Origin of the sequence: uncultured Ruthenibacterium sp. (genome assembly GCF_963558415.1) — a bacterium.
In the GTDB taxonomy this organism is placed as follows: domain Bacteria; phylum Bacillota; class Clostridia; order Oscillospirales; family Ruminococcaceae; genus Ruthenibacterium.
In genome coordinates this window covers 1-21,062 of sequence record NZ_CAUWGY010000018.1, presented here as the reverse complement: position 1 = coordinate 21,062, position 21,062 = coordinate 1, and the positions used below count along the sequence as shown (strand labels likewise).

General features: G+C 50.6%; 21 protein-coding genes. 15 read left to right on the top strand and 6 right to left on the bottom strand.

Annotation, left to right across the window (positions count from 1 at the left end):
* Nucleotides 1-12: 12 nt before the first annotated feature.
* The 4 genes from AB5H98_RS04935 to AB5H98_RS04920 form a co-directional block, all read right to left on the bottom strand.
* A complete protein-coding gene (locus AB5H98_RS04935; protein WP_367924813.1) occupies nucleotides 13-1,311 on the bottom strand; it encodes an ATP-binding protein in 1,299 nt (432 codons plus the stop codon).
* 275 nt (nucleotides 1,312-1,586) lie between these two features.
* The gene (locus tag AB5H98_RS04930) at nucleotides 1,587-1,970 is read right to left on the bottom strand and encodes a TnpV protein (RefSeq protein ID WP_367924812.1); all 384 of its coding nucleotides are present in this window, start codon (nucleotides 1,968-1,970) and stop codon (nucleotides 1,587-1,589) included.
* A gap of 116 nt (nucleotides 1,971-2,086) precedes the next feature.
* Nucleotides 2,087-2,251, bottom strand: coding sequence for a YjzC family protein (locus tag AB5H98_RS04925; RefSeq protein ID WP_294799681.1), 165 nt, complete (start codon nucleotides 2,249-2,251; stop codon nucleotides 2,087-2,089).
* A gap of 152 nt (nucleotides 2,252-2,403) precedes the next feature.
* Nucleotides 2,404-3,000 (bottom strand): helix-turn-helix domain-containing protein, encoded by a 597-nt coding sequence (locus AB5H98_RS04920; RefSeq protein ID WP_367924811.1) that lies wholly within the window; start codon nucleotides 2,998-3,000, stop codon nucleotides 2,404-2,406.
* 453 nt (nucleotides 3,001-3,453) lie between these two features.
* Between AB5H98_RS04920 and AB5H98_RS04915 the strand changes: the two genes are divergently transcribed.
* From AB5H98_RS04915 to cls, 15 genes are all read left to right on the top strand, one after another.
* A complete protein-coding gene (locus tag AB5H98_RS04915) occupies nucleotides 3,454-4,221 on the top strand; it encodes a carbon-nitrogen hydrolase family protein (RefSeq protein WP_367924810.1) in 768 nt (255 codons plus the stop codon).
* A gap of 344 nt (nucleotides 4,222-4,565) precedes the next feature.
* Complete coding sequence (locus AB5H98_RS04910) at nucleotides 4,566-5,633, top strand: ROK family protein (protein WP_367924809.1); 1,068 nt, start codon at nucleotides 4,566-4,568, stop codon at nucleotides 5,631-5,633.
* A gap of 113 nt (nucleotides 5,634-5,746) precedes the next feature.
* Nucleotides 5,747-7,084, top strand: coding sequence for an MFS transporter (locus AB5H98_RS04905; protein ID WP_367924808.1), 1,338 nt, complete (start codon nucleotides 5,747-5,749; stop codon nucleotides 7,082-7,084).
* A 9-nt stretch (nucleotides 7,085-7,093) separates the two neighbouring features.
* Nucleotides 7,094-7,840 carry a PIG-L deacetylase family protein gene (locus tag AB5H98_RS04900; protein WP_367924807.1) on the top strand — a complete coding sequence of 249 codons (747 nt, stop codon included), beginning with the start codon at nucleotides 7,094-7,096 and terminating at the stop codon, nucleotides 7,838-7,840.
* Nucleotides 7,841-7,951: 111 nt separating this feature from the next.
* Nucleotides 7,952-8,539, top strand: coding sequence for a TetR/AcrR family transcriptional regulator (locus tag AB5H98_RS04895; RefSeq protein ID WP_367924806.1), 588 nt, complete (start codon nucleotides 7,952-7,954; stop codon nucleotides 8,537-8,539).
* Nucleotides 8,540-8,549: 10 nt separating this feature from the next.
* Nucleotides 8,550-10,100 carry a phytoene desaturase family protein gene (locus AB5H98_RS04890; RefSeq protein WP_367924805.1) on the top strand — a complete coding sequence of 517 codons (1,551 nt, stop codon included), beginning with the start codon at nucleotides 8,550-8,552 and terminating at the stop codon, nucleotides 10,098-10,100.
* A gap of 1 nt (nucleotide 10,101) precedes the next feature.
* On the top strand, nucleotides 10,102-11,262 hold the full coding sequence (locus AB5H98_RS04885) for an FAD-binding oxidoreductase (RefSeq protein WP_367924804.1): 1,161 nt from the start codon (nucleotides 10,102-10,104) through the stop codon (nucleotides 11,260-11,262).
* A 16-nt stretch (nucleotides 11,263-11,278) separates the two neighbouring features.
* Nucleotides 11,279-13,330, top strand: a complete 2,052-nt coding sequence (locus AB5H98_RS04880; RefSeq protein WP_367924803.1) for an FAD-dependent oxidoreductase — start codon at nucleotides 11,279-11,281, stop codon at nucleotides 13,328-13,330.
* 101 nt (nucleotides 13,331-13,431) lie between these two features.
* On the top strand, nucleotides 13,432-14,328 hold the full coding sequence (locus AB5H98_RS04875; RefSeq protein WP_367924802.1) for an NAD(P)-dependent oxidoreductase: 897 nt from the start codon (nucleotides 13,432-13,434) through the stop codon (nucleotides 14,326-14,328).
* On the top strand, nucleotides 14,325-14,519 hold the full coding sequence (locus AB5H98_RS04870; protein WP_367924801.1) for a hypothetical protein: 195 nt from the start codon (nucleotides 14,325-14,327) through the stop codon (nucleotides 14,517-14,519). Before AB5H98_RS04875 ends, AB5H98_RS04870 begins: the two co-directional genes overlap by 4 nt.
* A 4-nt stretch (nucleotides 14,520-14,523) precedes the next feature.
* Nucleotides 14,524-15,207, top strand: a complete 684-nt coding sequence (sfsA, locus tag AB5H98_RS04865) for a DNA/RNA nuclease SfsA (RefSeq protein ID WP_367924800.1) — start codon at nucleotides 14,524-14,526, stop codon at nucleotides 15,205-15,207.
* 96 nt (nucleotides 15,208-15,303) lie between these two features.
* Entirely contained in the window at nucleotides 15,304-16,638 is a 1,335-nt protein-coding gene (locus tag AB5H98_RS04860) for a sodium-dependent transporter (protein ID WP_367924799.1), read from the top strand.
* A gap of 162 nt (nucleotides 16,639-16,800) precedes the next feature.
* Entirely contained in the window at nucleotides 16,801-17,319 is a 519-nt protein-coding gene (locus tag AB5H98_RS04855; RefSeq protein ID WP_367924798.1) for a helix-turn-helix domain-containing protein, read from the top strand.
* 87 nt (nucleotides 17,320-17,406) lie between these two features.
* Nucleotides 17,407-17,862, top strand: coding sequence for a low molecular weight protein-tyrosine-phosphatase (locus AB5H98_RS04850; protein ID WP_367924797.1), 456 nt, complete (start codon nucleotides 17,407-17,409; stop codon nucleotides 17,860-17,862).
* Between the two features lie 13 nt (nucleotides 17,863-17,875).
* Entirely contained in the window at nucleotides 17,876-19,414 is a 1,539-nt protein-coding gene (cls, locus tag AB5H98_RS04845) for a cardiolipin synthase (RefSeq protein WP_367924796.1), read from the top strand.
* Between the two features lie 61 nt (nucleotides 19,415-19,475).
* Here cls and AB5H98_RS04840 read toward each other — a convergent pair whose 3' ends face one another.
* On the bottom strand, nucleotides 19,476-19,835 hold the full coding sequence (locus AB5H98_RS04840; protein WP_367924795.1) for a DUF1667 domain-containing protein: 360 nt from the start codon (nucleotides 19,833-19,835) through the stop codon (nucleotides 19,476-19,478).
* Nucleotides 19,832-21,062: NAD(P)/FAD-dependent oxidoreductase (locus AB5H98_RS04835; RefSeq protein ID WP_367924794.1), on the bottom strand; the 1,231-nt coding region annotated here is incomplete at its 5' end. The genes AB5H98_RS04840 and AB5H98_RS04835, both read right to left, overlap by 4 nt.

Below are 21,062 nucleotides of genomic sequence, written 5' to 3'. Positions count from 1 at the left end.
TCGCTTTCCAAACTATTCAGCTGCAATATTTTCTATTGCGTACAGCGGCAGATTCAAAAGCCAATCTTCCTTCCTATAATCAGCCATTGAAGTACGAACAGACAATTCAGGTTCAAACCTCTCTCGATAGGTTTTGAGACTCTTTGCTCTCAGGTTTGTTTCGGCTTTTACTTCAATAGGAACAATCTGTTCACCGGTATCAACGACAAAATCAATTTCGCAAGAGCCTCTGTCGTTGGTGTAATAGTAAACACCTAAATCTTCAATCGTTTTTAATTGCTGGCAAACATATTGTTCGGTCAAAGCTCCTTTGAATTCAACGAAAAGGTTATCACCGTCAAGCAGTGTACGCTGACGAAGACCTGTCATACATCCGAGGAGTCCCACATCGACTATGAAAAGTTTGAATGCTTTCAAATCCTCATAAGCTTTCAACGGAATGCCTGCCGCATTCACACGACTGACCTTGTGCACAAGTCCGCAATCGGAAAGCCACATAATCGCAGTTTCATATTCTCTTGCTCTGCCGCCTTCACGGACAAGACCATAAATAAACTTCTTATTTTCTCTTGCGAGCTGCGACGGGATACTGTTCCAAAGCATACGGATTTTCGGGACAATCTCGTTCGGTGCGTGTTTTGAAAAGTCTTGTTCGTATGCCGCAAGTATTCTTTTCTGAATCGCACGAACCTCATTGAAGTCTTTACTTTCGGCAAAACTTTGAACTGCTTCCGGCATACCGCCGACAAAATAGTAGTGTTTCAATGCGTCAATATATGTTTGCTTAAAGCTTGTGATCATTTCATAATCCTGCTTTTTCAAAAGCTCTGCAAAGCGTTCGTTGCCGGTTGCCATTAAAAACTCACTGAAAGAGAGAGGATAGAGCTTTAAGAAATCGACCTTGCCGACAGGGAATGAGGTACCCTGATGTAAAGCAATTCCCAAAAGAGAACCAGCGCATACAATGTGATACTGCGGGGCGTTCTCATAAAAATATTTAAGAGAAGCAAGTGCTCTCGGAACTTCTTGAACCTCGTCAAAAATCAGCAGAGTGTTGTCCGGATTGATTTTGCGTCCGGCATACAATTCCAGTCCCATAATCAGGCGGTCTGTATCCAAGTCTGCTGAAAACAAATCCGCCATTCTTGAATTGGAATCGAAGTTAATATATACAGTATCCGCATAAGCCTGTTTACCAAACTCCCTCATCAGCCAAGTCTTGCCGACCTGTCTTGCACCTTCAATAATCAACGGCTTGCGGCGCTTACTGTTTTTCCATTTATATAATTTTTCAATCGCAATTCGGTACATACTGCACCTCCATATTATAAATCAGTATTAGTATATCACTATATGCCAAAAAATGCAACGATTATTTGAGCAATAAGTCCGGTTTTTACAGCGAACTTAGTGAAAATGCTCTTGCTTTATTAATTATGTTATTCTAAAGTATCATCTCAAAGTTCCAAAGTATCAATTTGATACTTTGGGATAGCTATGAAAAATAAAAAATCAGTGCCAACGATGAATCAAGTTCAAAGTAAGCACTGATTTTAACTATATAAGCAGATAATATGGCTTATTCGTTATAATTGCCTATATATGACTTCGTTATTTACTATCTCCGTTGCTCGATTACGAATATTGTTCATTTGCCGCACCCACAACATTGCATTTTCAGCTTTGAGTTTTTCGGTCACGCCTTCTTTTTCGGCGAGTTCTTTTACCAGCCGGAGAAAAAGTTGTTGTGCCTGTTCTTCGATGTCGGCAAGGTGGGAATCAAGTTTGCCGGAAGTGAGCAGATTGTAGTAAATCACTTTATGGTACTGCTTTAAGTATCGCAATCTACGCTGTCCCCATATACCAATGGGACGGTCATCTTTTTCCGCTGGTAATGACAATTCTGGCAAAGCATAGTCGCCAACCTGTGTATAAGTACCGCCGAGTTGTTCAAATAATGTGTCAGTCATAGTAAAAACCTCCTTTGATACTTAAATTGTATCAAAAGAGGTTCTCTTTTTCGAATGTGCGATTTATAAAAAAGAAAGAGCGAGACTTCAAATCTCGCTCAGTCTGGTAGAGCTATTTACTTTTTCTGCCAACCATTTCCGGGTTTCTGCGTAGGTGGTAACCTATCTCCTGAATCAATATGAACAATTCTCGGATCATTCACTTGTCCACCACGAGGACCAACCTCGATATAAGTCCCAGGCCGCTGATTGTCAGTGCCAGGTTTAATAGGCTTTGGCATTTGGTGACCTCCTTTCCTTAAAGATGTATATATTATACCATATATATGGTACTAAATCAATGCTCACATCACAATATATAGTGTTTTTAATGCTATTCTATTTTTACAAACTTTCAAAATAAGCTTATTTCTGCAATATAGCATCATAAATATCAACGATCGTTTTCTGATACTTTCATACTATAAATCACTTGCCAACGAGGGAATTCTTGAAGCACCCAGATATGCCAATCGGATTTGCGAGTGATTGTGCGAAAATACTTTGAGCAAAAGAATTCTATTAAATATACTTTCGGAATGTGATTCATATTGTTTCTTTTGAATGCTTTAAGATGTCCCTTCTTGCACCAATCATTGATAGATGTCGTGCCGTAACCGATTACTTTTGATATTTCGGTCGCAGTCAGCACATCAGGATATTGTGCAAAAAGTTCCGTGTAATACAGCTTCATATTTTCAAGAGTCTGTTCGGGTACTTCGGCGCTCATTTTGACGGTATAGTTCCCCTTGTACCAACCTGCCGGTGCGGAATAGGATTCGGGAAATACTTTTCTCTTTTCAAGATATGTAATAACATCAGCCTTTTTGATTTTGTAACAGCGAGTTTTCTTGCCCGTGTATTCGCACGGTATCTTGCCGCTGCGAAGCAGATACAATGCCGTTGACTTGCTGATATGACAGATTTGATAGAGTTGGTCTTTGGTAATAATATCGGGAATCGAATCCCAGTTGATTGCGGTTTCATTCATAGCAATACACCTCGTAAATATTTTAATCGGTGTGGGCTTTCCTGTGTATTGCCGTTGTTGATGTGTTTATTCTGTTCTTTCCGCAGTTCTTTCCAAAATAGTGCCTGTTCTTTCCAAAAACAGCGAAAATGCCGTTATTCGAACTTTCCTGTATTTATCGGGATTTCAGCGGCGCAGACGGCAAAAAAGCCTTAAATATCAAGCTTTTCGGCAAATACAAAGTCGCCCAAAACTACCTTCAAAAATCGCTAAACTGCCATTAACCCATAAGACTCGAAATGCTGTGTTCCCAAAAGGAACCTAGGGTTCGAATCCCTAACTCTCCGCCATGTGAAAACACCATTGACTTGTGACCCGTTAAGGGGAAGACATCAATGGTGTTTTTCTTTTTTCCTAAATTTCGTCACGATTTTTTACAAACTCTCTCTTCGGACATTCCTTGGAGGTAATACAGTGAAAGTGGCATTTTTACAGTACGATGTTGTACATAATAAAGAGAAAAATTTCGATCACATCGTTTCCGTTTTGCGCCAGCAGCGCTGTGAATTGCTGGTCCTTCCCGAACTCTCTCTGTGTGGATATTTGTTCAGCAATCGAAAGGCACTTGCTGAGTGCGCAGAGACTGTTCCGGCGGGAATTTCTACACAGCGCATGATGATCTTGTCGAAAGAATATGCCTGCACGATTGTTTTTGGACTTGCCGAAAAAGAAAACGGGAAGTTTTATAACACTGCTGTAGTTGTCAGCAAAGGAAAATACATCGGGAAATACAGGAAAATACATTTATCGGATTTTGAAAAAAAGTTATTTGAACGCGGAACGGAAAATCTGGTTTTTGAATTGGATGGAATAAAAATAGGTGTTCAAATATGTTTTGATTTATGGTTCCCAGAGGTCTCCAGAGAACAACTTCGCATGGGTGCGGATATTTTCTGCGTATTGGCAAATTTCGGCGGCGAAACAACCTATCATATTTCAAAAATAAGAGCTATCGAAAATTTAACTCCTCTGGTACTGTGTAACCGAATCGGAGAAGAGTCCCTTCCCGATATGGATGCAAAATTTTTAGGAAAGAGCACCATTCTTGATGCTTCTGGACAAAGCCTTTGTGTTGCCCCGGAAAGGCAGAAAACGACTGGATGCTGCGAAGTTTCTATTTCCAAAACCAGGTCAAATATCATTTGCAACAATTTCGATCGCGAAATTGCTTTTCACTATTAACATTCCCTGAGCGAAAAAAAGAGTGCTTGTAGCACCATCGCAAAGGCGAAAAAACGGATTTATTAAGAAGCCCCTATTTTCGATTTTACCTCTCCCGCTTTGGACCGAAATACGCCAGAGCGGGAATATTTTGTTTACTGGCATATCTCTTGCAACAAAGGGTACATTCAGCGGTATATTGGTTCCCGCGCGTGAGTCAATCAGGTGGTGGGCAATGCTTATAAAACGCTGCCTGCGGTATTCCTTTCGAATAGGCGATGCCGCGTGGACTTATATTGACAGTTTCCGCCGGACGACGGTATACTTAATAAAGAAAGTTTAGTAAGTTTAGAGAGGACTTTCACATGAACTCAGTGGGAAAACCTCGAACACTTCGAAAAATGAATATGGAAGCGGTGGAGTCGCTTCTTCGCACCTGTGGCCCGCTGACCAAACCTGATTTGAGCCGACGGACGGGGCTCTCGTTGGTGACCGTAGGCAAAGCCGTGAACGAACTCATCGCCCAAGGCCGGGTTCTTGTTGCCGGGAGCGGCGGTTCAACGGGTGGTCGCAAAGCGCAATTGTACGCATTTAACCATCGACAATTCTGCTTTTTGGCACTGTATTATTACGAAAACCGATATGCATGTGCACTGGCGGACGCTACCGGCGAAATTTTTTGGCAAGAAGATTGGAACATTGGCGACGGGCCCATTGTTGAGCAAACTTTGCACTGCATAGAACAAGTGCGCCAGAAGGCCCAGGATATCCCCTTGGCGGCGGTGGGTGTGGGTGTGCCCGGCGCAGTCAGCGGTGGCGTTGTCACTAGCATTCCCTCTCTTCCTTCTTTGGAAGGGGTAAAGTTTGGCGCAGTTCTGGAGCGTGCACTAAACTGTCCCGTGTGGGTGGAAAACGACATCGGTCTGGCGGCGTTTGGTCTTTACACAGACCGTTTTGAAAAAGAGACTGACCATTTGGCCTACCTGTATTTTGGCCGGGGCGTTGGCTGCGGACTGGTGCTCAACAAACGCCGGTTCAAAGGTTCGCTGGACTTTGCCGGAGAAGTGGGCTGTCTTCCCATAGAAGGCACCACACTGGAACAAGCGTTTTTCCATCTGAGAGAAACGCTTCGACCAGGTGAAACAGCAGATCCCAACCGTCTGAAAACACTGGTGGGACTGGCGGTGAACAGTCTGAGCTGCGTATTGAATCCAGGCATTGTGGCTGTCACATGCGACGGGCTGGGGCCACAGCAATTGGCTGACATTGGCCGCGGGTTAACGGCTCCACCGGAGCGGCGGCCTCGGCTGGTGCTTTTGGAAGATGTGAGACGACAATGTTTACAGGGGGTCCTCCACCTTTGTATGCAAAATTGGGGGAATCTCTCCCACCGCGCCAAAAAAAGCGAGGAAGCTGCGGGCCCTCATGAATAGCGCCGGAGCAGACCCTCCGTCTCGTCTTGTGATATCGTTGTATTGACATACTCCATGCATACCAACGGCATCTGTCTGAAGCAACAGGCAGATATGAGAAAGGAGCCGACGTGATGAATCAGATTACCAAAAAAGAAAAATGGACCTACACCGGAAGCCTGCTGGGCCAGAACATGATTTACAGCTTTGTGACCATGTACGTCATGTTCTTTTTCACAGATCTTCTGCGCATTCCTCCCGAAAGCGTAACCGTCATTATGGTGACCGCCAGCCTATGGGACGCAGTAAACGACATTCTTATGGGAATGATTGCCGACCGCACCAAAACCCGCTGGGGCAAATTCCGCCCCTATTTGCTGGCCGGACCCTTTGTGATCGCCCTGACCACCATCCTGTGCTTTTTGAATTTTGGCGGGTCCGCGGTGGGTACAGTGGCTCTGGCGGCAGTGTGCTACGTGCTGTGGGGAATGTCCTACACCGTGTATGATATTCCCATCTGGGCCATCTCTTCGGTGTCCTCCCATGACGCGGATGAAAAGAACGGCATGGTAACTTTGGGCAAGATTGGCGGCACTCTGGGCACGGTGATCGTATCCGTGGGAAGCGTATCCCTGTTGAACGCTTTCGGCGGCGAGCGCAGCGCCGGTGCTTACACAGCGGCTGCCTGCGTCATCGCTGGCGTGGGAGCAGCGCTGATGCTGCTCAGCGGCTTTGTGCTGAAAGAGCGCATCGAACCGCCGGCCAAAGGCATCCCTTTCCGGCGCAACATTCACACCATTCTGGACAACGGGCCTTTGAAAGCTCTGATGGTTTCTCTTCTGGTGGTGAACATGGTGAACAACATCCGCCAGGTGGCGCAGATGTATTTTGCCGTGTACGTTTGGGGTGACTCCGGCTATGTGACCTGGATTGGCCTGAGCCTGGTGCTGGGCATGATTTTCGGCATGGCCATCTCTCCGGCGCTGATTCGCCGATTTGACAAAAAGTACATTTTCCTGGTTGCCTGCGCGGCAGGGGCAGTGTTCAGCTTTGTTCCCTTTGCCGTGGGCGGCGGCCCGGTGCTGGGCCTGATTTTTCTGGGTGTCAGCTTTGCCTTCACAGGTATGACTACCATCAGCAGCACGTCCATGCTCATGGACGCCATCGACTTTTCCGAATTCAAGCTGGGATTTCGTGGTGAGGGCGTGGTCTTCTCTATGAACACCTTTTTGAACAAGCTCAGCTCCACCATCTCCAAAGGCGTGCTGGGCCTGGCGTTGACCGCCATGCACTACGTGGACAATATGGACCCCAATCCAACGGTGGTCACAGGCTTCAGCCTGATTGTATACGTGGTGCCCGCTTTGTGCTTTCTTCTGGCTATGGTTCCCCTTGTGTTCTACAAGCTGAAACCGGCCCAGATTGAAGAGATTCGAACCGAACTGGAACACCGCCGCAGTGCGGAGAAATGAGGGATCACTATGGACGTTTCTGCTTTTTTCACCCCACCGGAGATTCTGAATGCAAAACGGGCGCTGTGCATTCAGCCCCACGCCGACGACAATGAAATTGGTATGGGTGGCACCATTGCCGCACTGGCCGCCAAAGGATGTGAGATTCATTATCTCACCGTGACCAACGGCGATTTGGGCTGCCAGGGTGCACCCATGGACCCTGCTCAATTGGCTTCGCTGCGCCGGGAAGAAGCTATGGCCGCGGGAAAAACCCTGGGGGCCACTCAGTTCCACTTCTTCGATTTGCCCGACGGGTCGCTGGAAAGCATCCCCGTCCTGGCTGGCCGCATCGGCGAACTGGTGCGCACCATAAGGCCGGACGTGGTGTTTTGCCCGGACCCCTGGGCTCGGTACGAAGCTCATCAGGACCACATCGTCACCGGAAAAGCCACTGCCCAGGCGTTTATCTCTACGGCATTGGCGCAATATCCACGGGGCACTCAGACCCAACCCTGGCAGCCTTCGGCCATCGGCTTTTACTTTACTCAGGAACCCAATACAGTAGTGGACGTGAGTGATACCTTCGAGAAAAAGTTTGCAGCCATGGCCCTGCACCACACTCAGCTAAACGAAGAGATGCTGGGATTGTATCGGGTGTATTTCACCATGCAGGCACAGCAACGTGCACAAGGACATGACTTTGCTTTGGGCGAAGGACTAAAAGTGCTGGGACCACTGCACATGCACTGTTTCACCGAAGCACCTCAAATTTGATTTTCCCCAAAAAAGCAGGCTTTTCGCCTGCTTTTTTTGTTGCATTTTCCCTTGAAAGGCGGTACAATGAACTCGTAAATATAACACATGTTATTTTAAGAAGGAATGACTATGCGGCGCACACGCATTTCAAAACAGGATATTTTGCAGGCTGCGGTCCGGGTGATTCAACATCGAGGCGCGGGAGCTTTGTCGGTGCGAACCATCGCCACCGAGTTGGGATGTTCCACCCAGCCTTTGTATTCTCAGTTTGGAAGTCAGGAGCAACTTCGGCAAGAACTGGCGGAGTACATCCGAGACACGTATGTACGCTTTCAGTACACCAGTTATAAGGAGTTCGGGCTGAAATTTCTCTTTTTTGCCCGGCAAGAGAGTGAATTGTTCTGTTTTCTGTACCTAAGGCGGCGTGCACCCGACCAGACGCTGCTGGATGATGCCAATCTGGAGCAGACGGTGGAACTTTTGGCCCGCAATCTGGAAATGACGCCCCAGCGAGCCAGAGAGATGCATCGTCAGATGCAGTATCACTGTTACGGACTGGGGGTGATGATCGCCACGGGATACCGGACTATGAGCGATGAACAAATCGGCGACGAGCTGCGGGAGTTCTACTCCATCATGCTGCGTCACTACAAGCAGGCTGCCAGTGAAGAGGAGTTGCAATACTGGCTGGCTCGTTCTCGAAACCTGATTTTATAAGGAGGTTCTTATGGAAAAACGCAGTGTAAAAGACTATGACGTAGTGGTCATTGGTGCCGGCAACGGCGGTCTGGCCGCTGCCATTCGCGTACTGCAGGGTGGATACTCCTGCCTTGTGCTGGAGCAACACAATCTGCCCGGTGGCTTCGCCACCAGCTTCAAGCGGGGCCGGTTTGAATTTGAGGCCAGTTTGCATGAGCTGAACGACTTTGGGTCACCTGAGCAGCCCGGAGACATCCGCACGCTGTTTCGAGACCTGGGGGTAGAGGACAAAATCGACTGGATCCGTATTCCCGAAGCTTACCATCTCATTACCACTGACAAGCAGTACGACTGCGTGATGCCTTTTGGGATCGAGGCCTTTGTAAACAAGATGGAAGAGTACGTGCCCGGTTCCCGCAAATCCGTGACAGAGTTTTTTGAGCTTTGCAACGAGGTGCGAGACGCCCAAACTTACTCAAACTCGGTCAATGGCAACACCGATTCAGAATATATGAAATCCCATTTCCCCAATTTCATTAAGGCGGGAAGTTACTCGGTCAACGAGGTTTTGGATGCGCTGCACATGCCCAAAAAGGCCCAGGATATTCTCAACGCTTACTGGTGCTATCTGGGTGTAGACTGCGACCGCATGAGCTTTTTGCACTACGGCTCCATGGTGATCCGCTACATCACTCGAGATGCCTGGATGCCGAAAATGCGCTCGCATGAAATCAGTTTGGCATTGGATGATCGCATCCGGGAATTGGGCGGCGATATCTGGTATCTGGCCCGGGCCGAAAAAATCCTTACCGACGGCGAAAACCACATCCGCGCGGTACGTCTTTCCGACGGCACTGAAATTCCCACCCGGCACGTAATTGCCAACTGTTCTCCTCATCTTGTCTTTGGTAAGATGCTGGAAGAAAAATCTGTCACAGAAAAAATGGTGCGCGCCACCAATTCTCGAACCTTCGCAGGCCGCGGGTTTACTCTGTTTCTCGGACTGAACAAATCGGCCGAGGAGCTGGGCATCAAGAGCCACAACTATTTCATTTATGACACCGCCGATTCCGTAAAGCAATACGATATGATGCGCAAGGTGAGCACCAATCACGTACAGGCCACCGTGTGTTTGAACAATGCCTATCCCCAATGTTCACCGGAGGGCACTTGCATGATGTACTTCACCACCATGTTCATGTCCGACGACTGGGGAAACGTCAGCGAAACCGACTATTTTAAGGCCAAAGACCAAGTGGCTGACGACATGATTCGGGTATTTGAGCGGGAGACTGGCTGCTCTATCCGGGATTCCATTGAAGAAATTGCCGTGGCTTCTCCCACTACCTACGCCCGTTACTGCGGCCATCCCGAAGGCGTGATTTACGGTTACGAAACCGCCGATTGGGACAGCCTGATGCCCCGCATGATGATGATGAAGGAGGATGCGCAATTGTTCCCAGGCCTGCGTTTTGCGGGCGGGTACGCCATGCGCTCCAGCGGTTACTCCAGCGCTTATGTGTCCGGTGATTTGTCCGGCCGGCAGACCGTGGGCGATTTGAAACGGGAGGTGCGATAAGATGAAATTCAAAAAACAACTGTTCGGGTTTCAAGACATGCTGCGCTTTAAAAAGCTGGTGCCCAACCGGCGCGCTGCGCTGGCGGCCGGGGCCGCTACCCCACTGCCCCAAAGCTATCGCACCAATGAGCTGGCCCATCGTCTGCACCCAGGTTACATGGACGTAGAATTGACGGCTGTACGTCCTTTGAGTGCCAACATGACAGAGCTGACCTTTCGCCGGGTGGATGAGGAGGCGTTTCCCTTCTTCCGGGCGGGCCAGTATGTTTCTTTGCAGGCAGAGGTGGACGGCAGCCTTGTGAGCCGGCCCTACTCCATTGCCTCCAGCCCCCGGGATGCGCTGGCAGGCAAACTGGTTTTGGGAATTGAAAACGCTGGCTTCTTCTCGAACTATCTGTGCACCCGCGCCAAACCCGGCGACCGGATGCGCATGACCGAACCCTCGGGCGAGTTCCATTACGAGACCCTGCGGGACAAACACCGCATTGTGGGCATTGCCGGCGGCAGCGGCATCACCCCGCTGTTGTCCATGGCACGCAGCATGGCTGAGGGGGACGAAGACTATGAAATGATCCTGTTCTACGGCGCCCGGGACACGCAGCACCTGGCTTATTCCGCGGAGCTGGCGGATTTGGCCGTAAAGGGACTGCGCGTGGTACAGGTGCTCAGCGATGAGGAGAAAGACGGCTATGAGCACGGCTTTATCAGCGCGGAGCTGATGAAAAAATACGTAGATTTGACCGATGTGACCTTCTTTTTGTGCGGACCGCAGGCTATGTACAGCTTTGTGTTGAAAGAGCTGGAACCTTATCATTTGCCCCTGAAAGCGGTGCACAAAGACGCCACCTGCTGCGGCTCATTAAAAATGGATGCGCCCCGCACTTTCCGGCTGACCGTACACATGCGTGACCAGGTGCACACCGTGGACGCCCGGGAGGATGAGACTTTGCTGGCGGCTATGGAACGGGCCGGGCTGGATGCACCCAACAAATGCCGTGCCGGCGGCTGCGGCTTCTGCCACAGCAAATGGCTGAAAGGCGAATTCCGCATTGCCGATGGCCGGGACGGCCGGCGCGAGGCGGACCGGAAATTCGGCTTCATCCATCCCTGCGTGAGCTATCCGCTGAGTGACTTGGAAATCGACGTGCCTGTGGCAGAATAAAAAGGAGGTAATGGGTATGGATGCACAATATGAAGCACTGTTTACCCCTTGGAAGATTGGCAATGTAGAAATCAAAAACCGCATTGTGATGTGCCCGATGGGCGGCACCTCTCTGTTCGGCTGGATGGAGCCCAATCACTTCGACAAAGTGGCGGCTGAGTTCTTTTTGGAACGGGCCAACAACGATGTCGGACTGATCATTCCGGGCATCGCCCCTCTGCGGGACACCATCGGAGGCCGCTGGCTGTACCAGAACCCCCGCATGTTCCGGCAGTTGAAACCTTACATGGACACCTTTCACAAAACAGGTTCCAAGCTGTTCGTACAATTGACCGCCGGTTTTGGCCGCAGCTTTGCTATCACAGAAGCTTTGTCTGTGCTTTTGCGCAACAAGGCTCTCGGCACCTTGGCCAAACCCATTGTAGATGCATCCTACATCTGTGCGTCCCCCAGTCCTCTTCCCTCCCGCTGGGCAGAGGATGTGATGTGCCGCCAGGTGACCAAAGAAGAGATTCACCAGATGGTCGAGGCCTTTGCCAAAACCGCCAAGCTTTGCCAAGAGGCGGGCGTGGATGGCGTGGAAGTACACGCAGTGCATGAGGGCTATCTGATGGACCAGTTCACTCTGCCGTACACAAACTTCCGCACCGACGAATACGGCGGCAGCTTTGAAAATCGGTACCGTTTTGCTGTGGAGACCGTACAGGCCATCAAGGCCGCCTGCGGAAAGGATTTCCCCGTTTCGCTGCGGTATTCGGTACTCAGCAAAACCAAAGGTCTGTGCAGCGGCGCAGTGCCCGGGGAGGAGTACACCGAAGTGGGCCGTGACATGGCCGAAAGCGAAAAGGCCGCCCGCTATCTGCAGGATGCCGGCTACGACATGCTCAACGCGGACAACGGCACCTACGACGCCTGGTACTGGGCGCATCCGCCCCAGTACATGCCCCAGAACTGTAACCTGGAAGACGTGGCACACATCCGCAAGTTTGTGGACATTCCGGTGGTGTGCGCCGGCCGCATGACCCCCGAAGTCGCAGCCGAGGCCATTGCAGACGGCCGCATCGACGCAATGGGTGTGGCCCGTCAGTTCCTTGTGGACGGCCAATGGGTGCGCAAGCTGCGGGAAGGCCGCACCGAGGATATCCAGCCCTGTATCTGCTGCCACAACGCCTGCTTCCCCTTAGCACATTACAAGGGCGTGGCCAACGACGAAACGTTCGAAGATGCCAGCCATATGGCCCGCTGCGCTTTGAACCCGGCCACGATGCAAGGGCACAAATTTGACATTGTTCCTGCCCGCACACCCAAGAAAATTGCCGTGATCGGCGGCGGCATCGGCGGTATGGAAGCTGCCCGCATCGCCACCTTACGCGGTCATCATGTGACGATTTACGAAAAGACCCATCAGTTGGGCGGTGTGTTCATTGCAGCAGCCGCACCCGATTTCAAAGAGAAAGACAAGGAACTGATTGCCTGGTACCGCCGTCAAATCGAAACGTTGAAGATCCCCGTGGTATATGACACGGAAATCACCGATGCTTCGAAATTGGACGCGGACGAAGTGATCGTAGCCACCGGCGCCAAGGCCAAGACTCTGCCCCTCAAGGGCGGCGAGCGCGCCATGGATGCTGTGGACTATTTGCTGGGCAAAGAAACCGGTGAGCACGTGCTGATCATTGGCGGCGGACTCAGCGGCTGTGAGATTGCCTACGATTTGTTCCGCAAAGGCAAAAAGCCGGTGATTGTGGAGGCCAAGAATGATTTGATGGCCGTGCGCGGTTTGTGCCTGGCCAATTCCTCCTATTTGCGGGATTTCTTCCAGTATCAGAAAGTTCCCGTTTATCTTGAGAGCACGGTTGCTGAGATTCGGGAAAAGGACGCGGTCGTACGCGGAAAAGACGGCACCCTGACCACGGTGCCTGCGGACAGCGTGATCCTGTCGGTGGGCTATACGCCTGCTCCCGCCATCCCCGCCGGAAGACATGTACATGTGATCGGCGATGCTTGCAAAGTGGGCAATCTGCGCACTGTGGTGTGGCAGGCCTGGAGTGTAGCTGAAAAACTGTAAATAAAAAGGCCCCGGATTTTCCGGGGCCTTTTGCATCTTGCGCATCGGGTCTTGATGGGGTACACTGAACGCAGGATGTCTTTGGGAGAGGAGTGTTGTTTATGTTTCGCAAACTCACCGCCATCGAACCGGTAGGGTTGGTACCTGCCGCGGAGCAAGAGCTGCACCAGTATGCAAAAACGGTTTGCCTGTTTTCGGATATTCCTGCCAACGACGAGGAAATTGTGCGGCGCATTGGCGATTCGGACGCCGTGCTGCTCAATTATACCTCCCGTTTGAACCGCGCGGTCATCGAACGCTGTCCCAACTTGCGGTACATTGGCATGTGCTGCAGCTTATATTCAGAAGAGAGCGCCAATGTGGACATTCCCTGCGCGCGGGAGCGGGGCATTCAGGTACTGGGGATCCGGGATTTCGGCGACAAAGGTGTAGTAGAATATGTGCTGCACGAACTGATTGACACGTTTCACGGATTTGACCGGCCTTGTCGATTTGACGCCCCCCGTGAGATCACTGGCCTGAAAGTAGGCATGGTGGGACTGGGTGTATCGGGGCGTATGATTGCCGATGCTCTGCAACTTTTGGGCGCCGATATCGCTTACTATTGCCGCGCGCCAAAACCCGATGCCGAGGCGGCGGACATGCGGTTTACCCCGCTGAAACAGCTTTTGCAGGACAGCGAAGTGGTGTGCACGTGCTTAAACAAAAACGTGCTTTTGTTGGGCGAGGCGGAATTTGAAGCTTTGGGCGATGGAAAGATTTTGTTCAACACATCCATTGGACCGGGATTTGACAGCGCCGCCCTGAACCGCTGGGTACGGCGGCCAAACAATTTGTTTTTTTGCGATACGGCTGCGGCGGCCGGCAATGTCCCGTCGGACTTTTTTGAACTTTCTCAAGTATGTTGCCGGCGCGTATCTGCCGGGCGGACCAGTCAGGCTTTTGAGTTATTGAGCCAAAAAGTGCTCAAAAATTTACGCATGGCGGTGGAACAATGACCAAGACATTTGAACAAGCGGCCGCCGCTTTGGAACCAAAACGCTCTGCACAGCTTGCCCAATGGATTTGGGATCACGTTCCATTGCCACAAAATCTGAGCGAAGATGAAAAAATTTTTTGCTTTGGACTGAGCCTGTTCGAAGAATACGGGGACCGGGATGCCATTCGTGCCTGGTTGGGACAGGAGTGAGTACATGCAATACAAACAGATTCAAAAAGGTGTTTTCCTGGACCGTCCGGGCCGTTTCATTGCTCATGTAGAAGTGGATGGCGTTGTGCAGGTGTGTCATGTAAAAAATACTGGCCGCTGCCAGGAACTTCTATTGCCCGGCGCCACCGTGTACGTGGACAAAGCCCCTGCAGGCGCGGTTCGAAAAACACTTTTCGACTTGGTAGCTGTGGAAAAAGGAAATCTTTTGATCAACATGGACAGCCAGGCTCCTAACCGGGCTGCCGAAGAATTTTTGCGTGCAGGCGGATTGTTTGGCCCGCCGCGGCTTGTGCGCCCGGAAACAAAGTGGGGCAATTCCCGTTTTGATTTTTATTTGGAAACCTCAGAAGACAAAATCTTTGTGGAGGTCAAAGGAGTCACTTTGGAGCAGAACGGTCTTGCTTTATTTCCGGACGCGCCTACCCAGCGGGGCATAAAGCATTTGGAAGAATTGATTGCCTGCACTGCCGAGGGATATAAGGCATGTGCCTTGTTCGTGATTCAAATGAAAGGCGTGAATGCCTTTGCCCCCAACGAGGAAACCCACCCTGCTTTTGCCGCAACACTGCGCAAGGCCCGAGATGCCGGTGTCTCGTTATTTGCCTACGACTGCTGCGTCACCCCTGCGTCCATGGTTTTGAATGCGCCTGTTCCCATTCTTTTGTGACAAAAAACGTGTTTTCTCTGGCCTGTCGGCCAAAAGCGTGCTACAATAGAAATCCATACGGACTTTTTTGGATATTTTTCTGTGAGGACGCTTATCATGAAACACGAACATCATCGCAATCAGTGGACCAGCCGGCTGGGATTTGTGCTGGCCACGGCCGGAGCGGCCGTGGGTTTGGGAAATTTGTGGAAATTTCCTTATTTGATGGGGCGCAATGGAGGCTTTTCCTTTTTGGTCGCCTATCTTGTTTTTGTATTGATATTGGGAATTCCGGTCATGATGCTGGAAATGAGCTTGGGACGTTACACGGGAAAGGACCCTGTGTCCAGCTACCGACAGGTGAATCCCAAGGCGGGCATCACCGGTCTATTCGGAGTTTTGGCGGCATTCATCATTCTCAGTTATTACAGTGTGATCGGCGGCTGGCTGATCAAATATCTGGTCAGTTACGCCACCACTTTCACCGCACCAGCGGACTTTAACGCATTTACCGGAAGCTGGGAAGCGGTATTCTGGTTCTTTTTGTTCTTGGGTGCCACGGTGATCATTTGCCTGAAAGGTGTGCGCGGCATTGAAAAAGTAAGCAAAATTATGATGCCGCTGCTGTTTGTTTTACTTCTCATCATTATTCTTCGCAGTGTAACTCTGCCGGGTGCTTCCAAAGGACTTCGCTTTATCTTTGTGCCGGAGCAGGGCACGTTCAATCTGTCTTCCATCAGCGCTGCACTGGGGCAGGTATTCTACTCTTTGAGTTTGTGCATGGGCATCACCATTACGTATGGCAGCTATTTGCCCAAGGGTGAAAACATTCCCAAAAGCTGTGCCAATGTAGCAATTATGGACACGCTGGTGGCCGTTTTGGCAGGTGTGGCCATTTTCCCGGCGGTGTTCTCCTTTGGGTTGGAACCCGGCCAGGGACCCAGCCTGATTTTTGGCACATTGCCCAAGGTATTCGGCGCACTGACCGGTGGACCGGTATTTGCAGTGGCCTTCTTCATTTTGATTTTGTTCGCGGCCATCACCAGTGCCATCGCTTTATTGGAAGTGGTCGTCTCCTATGTGGTGGGAAATTGGGGCTGGCCCCGCCGCCGGGCAGTGCTGATCATGGGACTTTTGATTTTCCTGTTGGGCATTCCAAGCAGCCTGTCTTTCGGCCCCTTGGCGGATTTCAAGATTCTTGGATACACCTTCTTTGATTTTGTGGGTGTGGTAACGGACAACATTCTGCTTCCGGTGGGTGGCATTCTCATGTGCTGGTTTTTGGGATGGAAATGGGATCTTACTAAGCTCACAGACGAAATGGAAGACGGATGTCCGGGATTCCGCCTGCGCCGCGTGTGGATCGGCTGTATCCGGTACTTGACGCCCATCTTAGTATTGATTGTGACCATTACCGGATTTGTGGGTATTTACCAAACGGTTTGCGGCTGACCAAAAAGACAACACCAAATTGGATACGAATCGGGCGGCTTTCCCATGGGAAAGCCGCTTTTTTGATGCGACAGGGCATGTCACAATGGATTTTGAGAAGAAATATGTCCTGTTCATAACAAGGAATCCATGCTATTGTGTACGTGAAAGGGGGCGTGGGAAGTGGATCCGATCAAAACAGGTTCTTTTATCAAGGAACTGCGCAAGAACAAAGGCTGGACGCAGGAACAAATGGCAGAGGCATTTCGCGTATCCCGCAGAACGGTTTCCCGATGGGAGACCGGAAGCAATCTTCCGGAATTGGATCTTTTGATGGAGATGGCGGACTTTTTCAATGTGGATCTGCGAGAATTGCTGGACGGAGAAAGGCGGGCGAAAAAAATGGAAAAAGAACTGGAAGAGACTGTATTGAAAGTGGCAGATTACAGCAGTGAAGAAAAGAGAAAATGGACTCGCCGGATGCATTTTTTGTTTTTAGCGGGTTTTTTGGCCGCGGTGCTGCACACCGTTTTGATTTTTACCGGTCATGAAGACGGGGCTCTGGGCAGTTGCTGTTTGGGATTCGCCTGTGGCATTCTGCTGGTCGGCGTAATGATGACCGGTCGGTACAGCGCTCAAATTCGCGCGTTCAAGCAGCGGCTTTTGCAAAGAAAAAATGCTGGCAAACCGCCGATTGGCTGAGCAAAGCAGATTCTTTTTTCAAAAGTGTAAAAAATCCCGCGGTTGTGATACAATGAAAAAGAACAACGCAGGAAGGGATTTTGAAAGATGACTCGAATTCTATTTTTGTGCCACGGCAACATCTGCCGGTCGCCCATGGCGGAATTTGTGATGCGCGATCTTGTGCGGCGCAAGGGACTGTCAAATCAAATCGAGACAGCAAGCGCCGCTTTACACCGGGACGCCCTGGGGTGGCCGCCTCATGAGGGTACCCGTAAAAAACTTGCCCAGCAAGGCATTTACACAGATGGAAAAGTCGCTGTGCTCGCTTGTCGGCAGGACTATGACAAATACGATTATCTCATTGGGATGGACCGGGAAAACCTTTCGGACATGCACCGTCTGTTTGGAGAGGATCGTGCCGGAAAAATTCATCTTCTGCTGGACTTTACCGACCATCCCCGGGACGTGGCAGACCCTTGGTATACGGACGATTTTGACGCCACCTGGCAGGACGTGAACGAAGGATGTGCCGCTTTGCTTACACACATTCTGGCCAAATAAAACAGAGGTATTTATGAAAAAAATTCTGCAATTTTTGTGCGGACGAATCTTTCTTACGGGCATTCTCCTTCTGGTACAGTTAAGCTGGTTTGTCTTTTTCTTGATGAAGCTAACGCGGTACTCTGTTTTCCTCAGCGGTTTTTTTGGAGTGCTGAGCATTCTGATTGTGTTGTATCTCATCGGCAGCGACGACAATCCGGCGTATAAAATTGGTTGGATCATCCTGATTATGGCTCTTCCTCTTCTGGGGGGACTTTTGTATCTCCTATTTGGGAACAAACGACCTTCTAAGCCACTGCAGCGACAGCTTGTTCCTTCTCAGAAAGCATTGGCGCCTACACTTGTCCAAGATCCGAAAATTTTGGACGAAATTGGAAAAAGCGATGGACGCGCCGAAGGATTGAGCCGCTATCTTCAGCGGATGGGCGGATGGCCTGTTTTTGGGAACACAGAAGTTTGTTACTATTCTGTGGGCGAAAAAATGTACTCAGATATGCTTGATGCATTGGAAAACGCGCATCATTTCATTTTTTTGGAGTATTTCATTATTCAGCCCGGAAAGATGTGGGATTCCATCCTGGAAATTTTGACTAGGAAAGCGGCTGCGGGCGTGGACGTGCGCCTGATTTTTGACGACATGGGAAGTTTGTTTTTGCTGCCGCAGAGTTTTCCGCGGGAGATGGAACGCCGCGGGATCCGGTGTCTTCCCTTCAATCCCTTTGTGCCCGTGTTGTCTTTGATGATGAACAATCGGGATCACCGAAAAATTCTTGTGGTGGATGGCCACACCGCTTTCAACGGCGGCATTAATTTGTCAGACGAATACATCAATCATACCCATCCCCACGGCCACTGGAAAGACACGGGCGTTCGGCTGCAAGGTCCGGCCGTGTGGAATTTTACAGCGATGTTCCTGAGCATGTGGCATGCGTTTCGCAAAGAAGACGCCCAAGAGGATGTGCGCCAGTTTTTTCCGCATGTGTACCATCCACAGCCTTTTACAGGCGAGGGATTTGTACAGCCCTTTGGTGACACGCCACTGGACAGTGAGGAGCTGGCTGAAAATGTGTACATTGATATTCTCGCTCAGGCCAAACGCTATGTGTATATTTTTACCCCTTATTTGATCATCGATGACATCATGAAAAACGCTCTGTGTGCTGCGGCCAAACGAGGAGTGGATGTGCGCATCGTGACGCCAGGTATTCCGGATAAAAAAATTGTCTATCGGCTGACCCGCTCTCATTACATGCCCCTTTTGAAAGCCGGTGTGCGCATTTACGAGTACACGCCTGGATTTATCCACGCAAAAAGTTATGTGGCGGACGACGAAACCGCTGTGATCGGCACAATCAACATGGATTACCGCAGTCTGTATCTGCATTTTGAGTGCGGAACGTACCTGTACCGCCATCCGGCAGTACTGGATTTAAAGGCCGATGCCCTCGATACGCTTTCCAAAAGCCGTGAAGTGCGCCTTAGCCGCATTCACCACACGGCCATCGGCGCTTTGTTTGATGCAGTGCTTCGTCTTTTGGCACCCCTTTTCTAATTTTGAAAAAGGCATGGATATCGAAAATCCCCCCGGTCTTGAACAGACCGAGGGGATTTTGTTATTGTTTCTGTTTTTCCATGGACCGCGTGGTGATAAAATCTACACCGGTTCCGAGCACATTCCGTACCACCGGTTCGTGTGCTTTGACCGGAGCTTGCAGACACACATCGTCCAACAACGCCATTGCCTGGAACACTTTTTCCTTTGGAATGGGCGCCGAAGTTTTGACCGGAATGCGCCGATGGGTGCCACCCTGAATGCACACCGTCGATGTGACGACTCTCGTAGGTGCAGTACACTCTGTCTTTCCATAGACAGCGCCCCGGGGACAGCCGTTTCCAGTGACCGCCCAGTCGTTTTCCTCATCCACTTTGAGCCGACACCCTTTCGGGCACACAATGCAAGTCACTTCTCTCATGTTTTTCCCTCCTGCACTTGCACTACCAGCGGCATATCCGGATCGGCTTTGTCCAGCAGGACCCGCGGCAGTGCGATTCGCTCCATCTCGCCGGGTGCCATACGCTCGCGCCGGAACTGAGCGAGCACCTCGGTACCGCTCTTCACCTGCACCATCGAAGCTCCATACGACTGCGTAACGCGGAAATACACCTGTGCATTTTTTTCCACTCCGCCCAAACGCAGTTTTTGAGGTACCGTATAACGTACTCCTTCTCCTGTTTGCAACAGGAGCACCGGACCGTCCTGACAGATGTCGCCGTGGACAAACGCTGCAGCAGCCTGGCCAGCGCGCTCACTTTCAGCGGATACAAAATCCACCAAATCGTGTACATGGACCACATTTCCACAGGCAAATACGCCCGGAATGCTGGTCTCCATATTCTCCCAGACCTGTGCACCGCCAGTGCGCCCATCCATCTGTGCCCCAGCCTGACGGGTCAGTTCGTTTTCCGGGATCAGGCCCACACTGAGCAGCACAGTGTCGCAGTCAAACACCAGTTCGGTTCCCGGTATCGGCACCCGGTTTTTGTCCACCTGTGCCACGGTCACCTGTTCTACACGCTCGCTGCCACGAATGTCCGTGATGGTATGGGACAAATATAAGGGAATGTCGAAATCTTCCAGACACTGCACAATATTGCGGGTCAATCCACCCGGATGAGGCATGACCTCTACACAGGCCAACACTTTTGCACCTTCCAATGTCATGCGGCGCGCCATAATAAGACCGATGTCACCAGAACCTAAAATAACCACTCGCCGACCGACCATGTAGCCTTCCATGTTGAGGAAACGCTGGGCCGCACCTGCCGTGAATATTCCCGCACACCGTGCTCCCGGCAGTGCAATGGCACCCCGAGTCCGTTCCCGACACCCCATCGCCAGCACAACGCTTTTGGCTTTATATTCCCGGTATCCGTCCTGTGGGTTAATACAGCAAACTCGCCTGTCCGGTGTCACTTGCAGGACCATTGTATCCAGCTTTGTCTGGACTCCGGTACCTTCCAGCATTTCCAAATATCTGCCTGCATATTCGGGGCCAGTCAATTCCTCTTTAAACCGGTGCAGACCAAACCCATTGTGAATGCACTGGTTCAGAATGCCGCCCAATTCCTTATCCCGCTCCAAAATCAAAATGCTGGAAAGGCCTGCTTGGTGTGCGGCTTTCGCGGCAGCCAGACCGGCG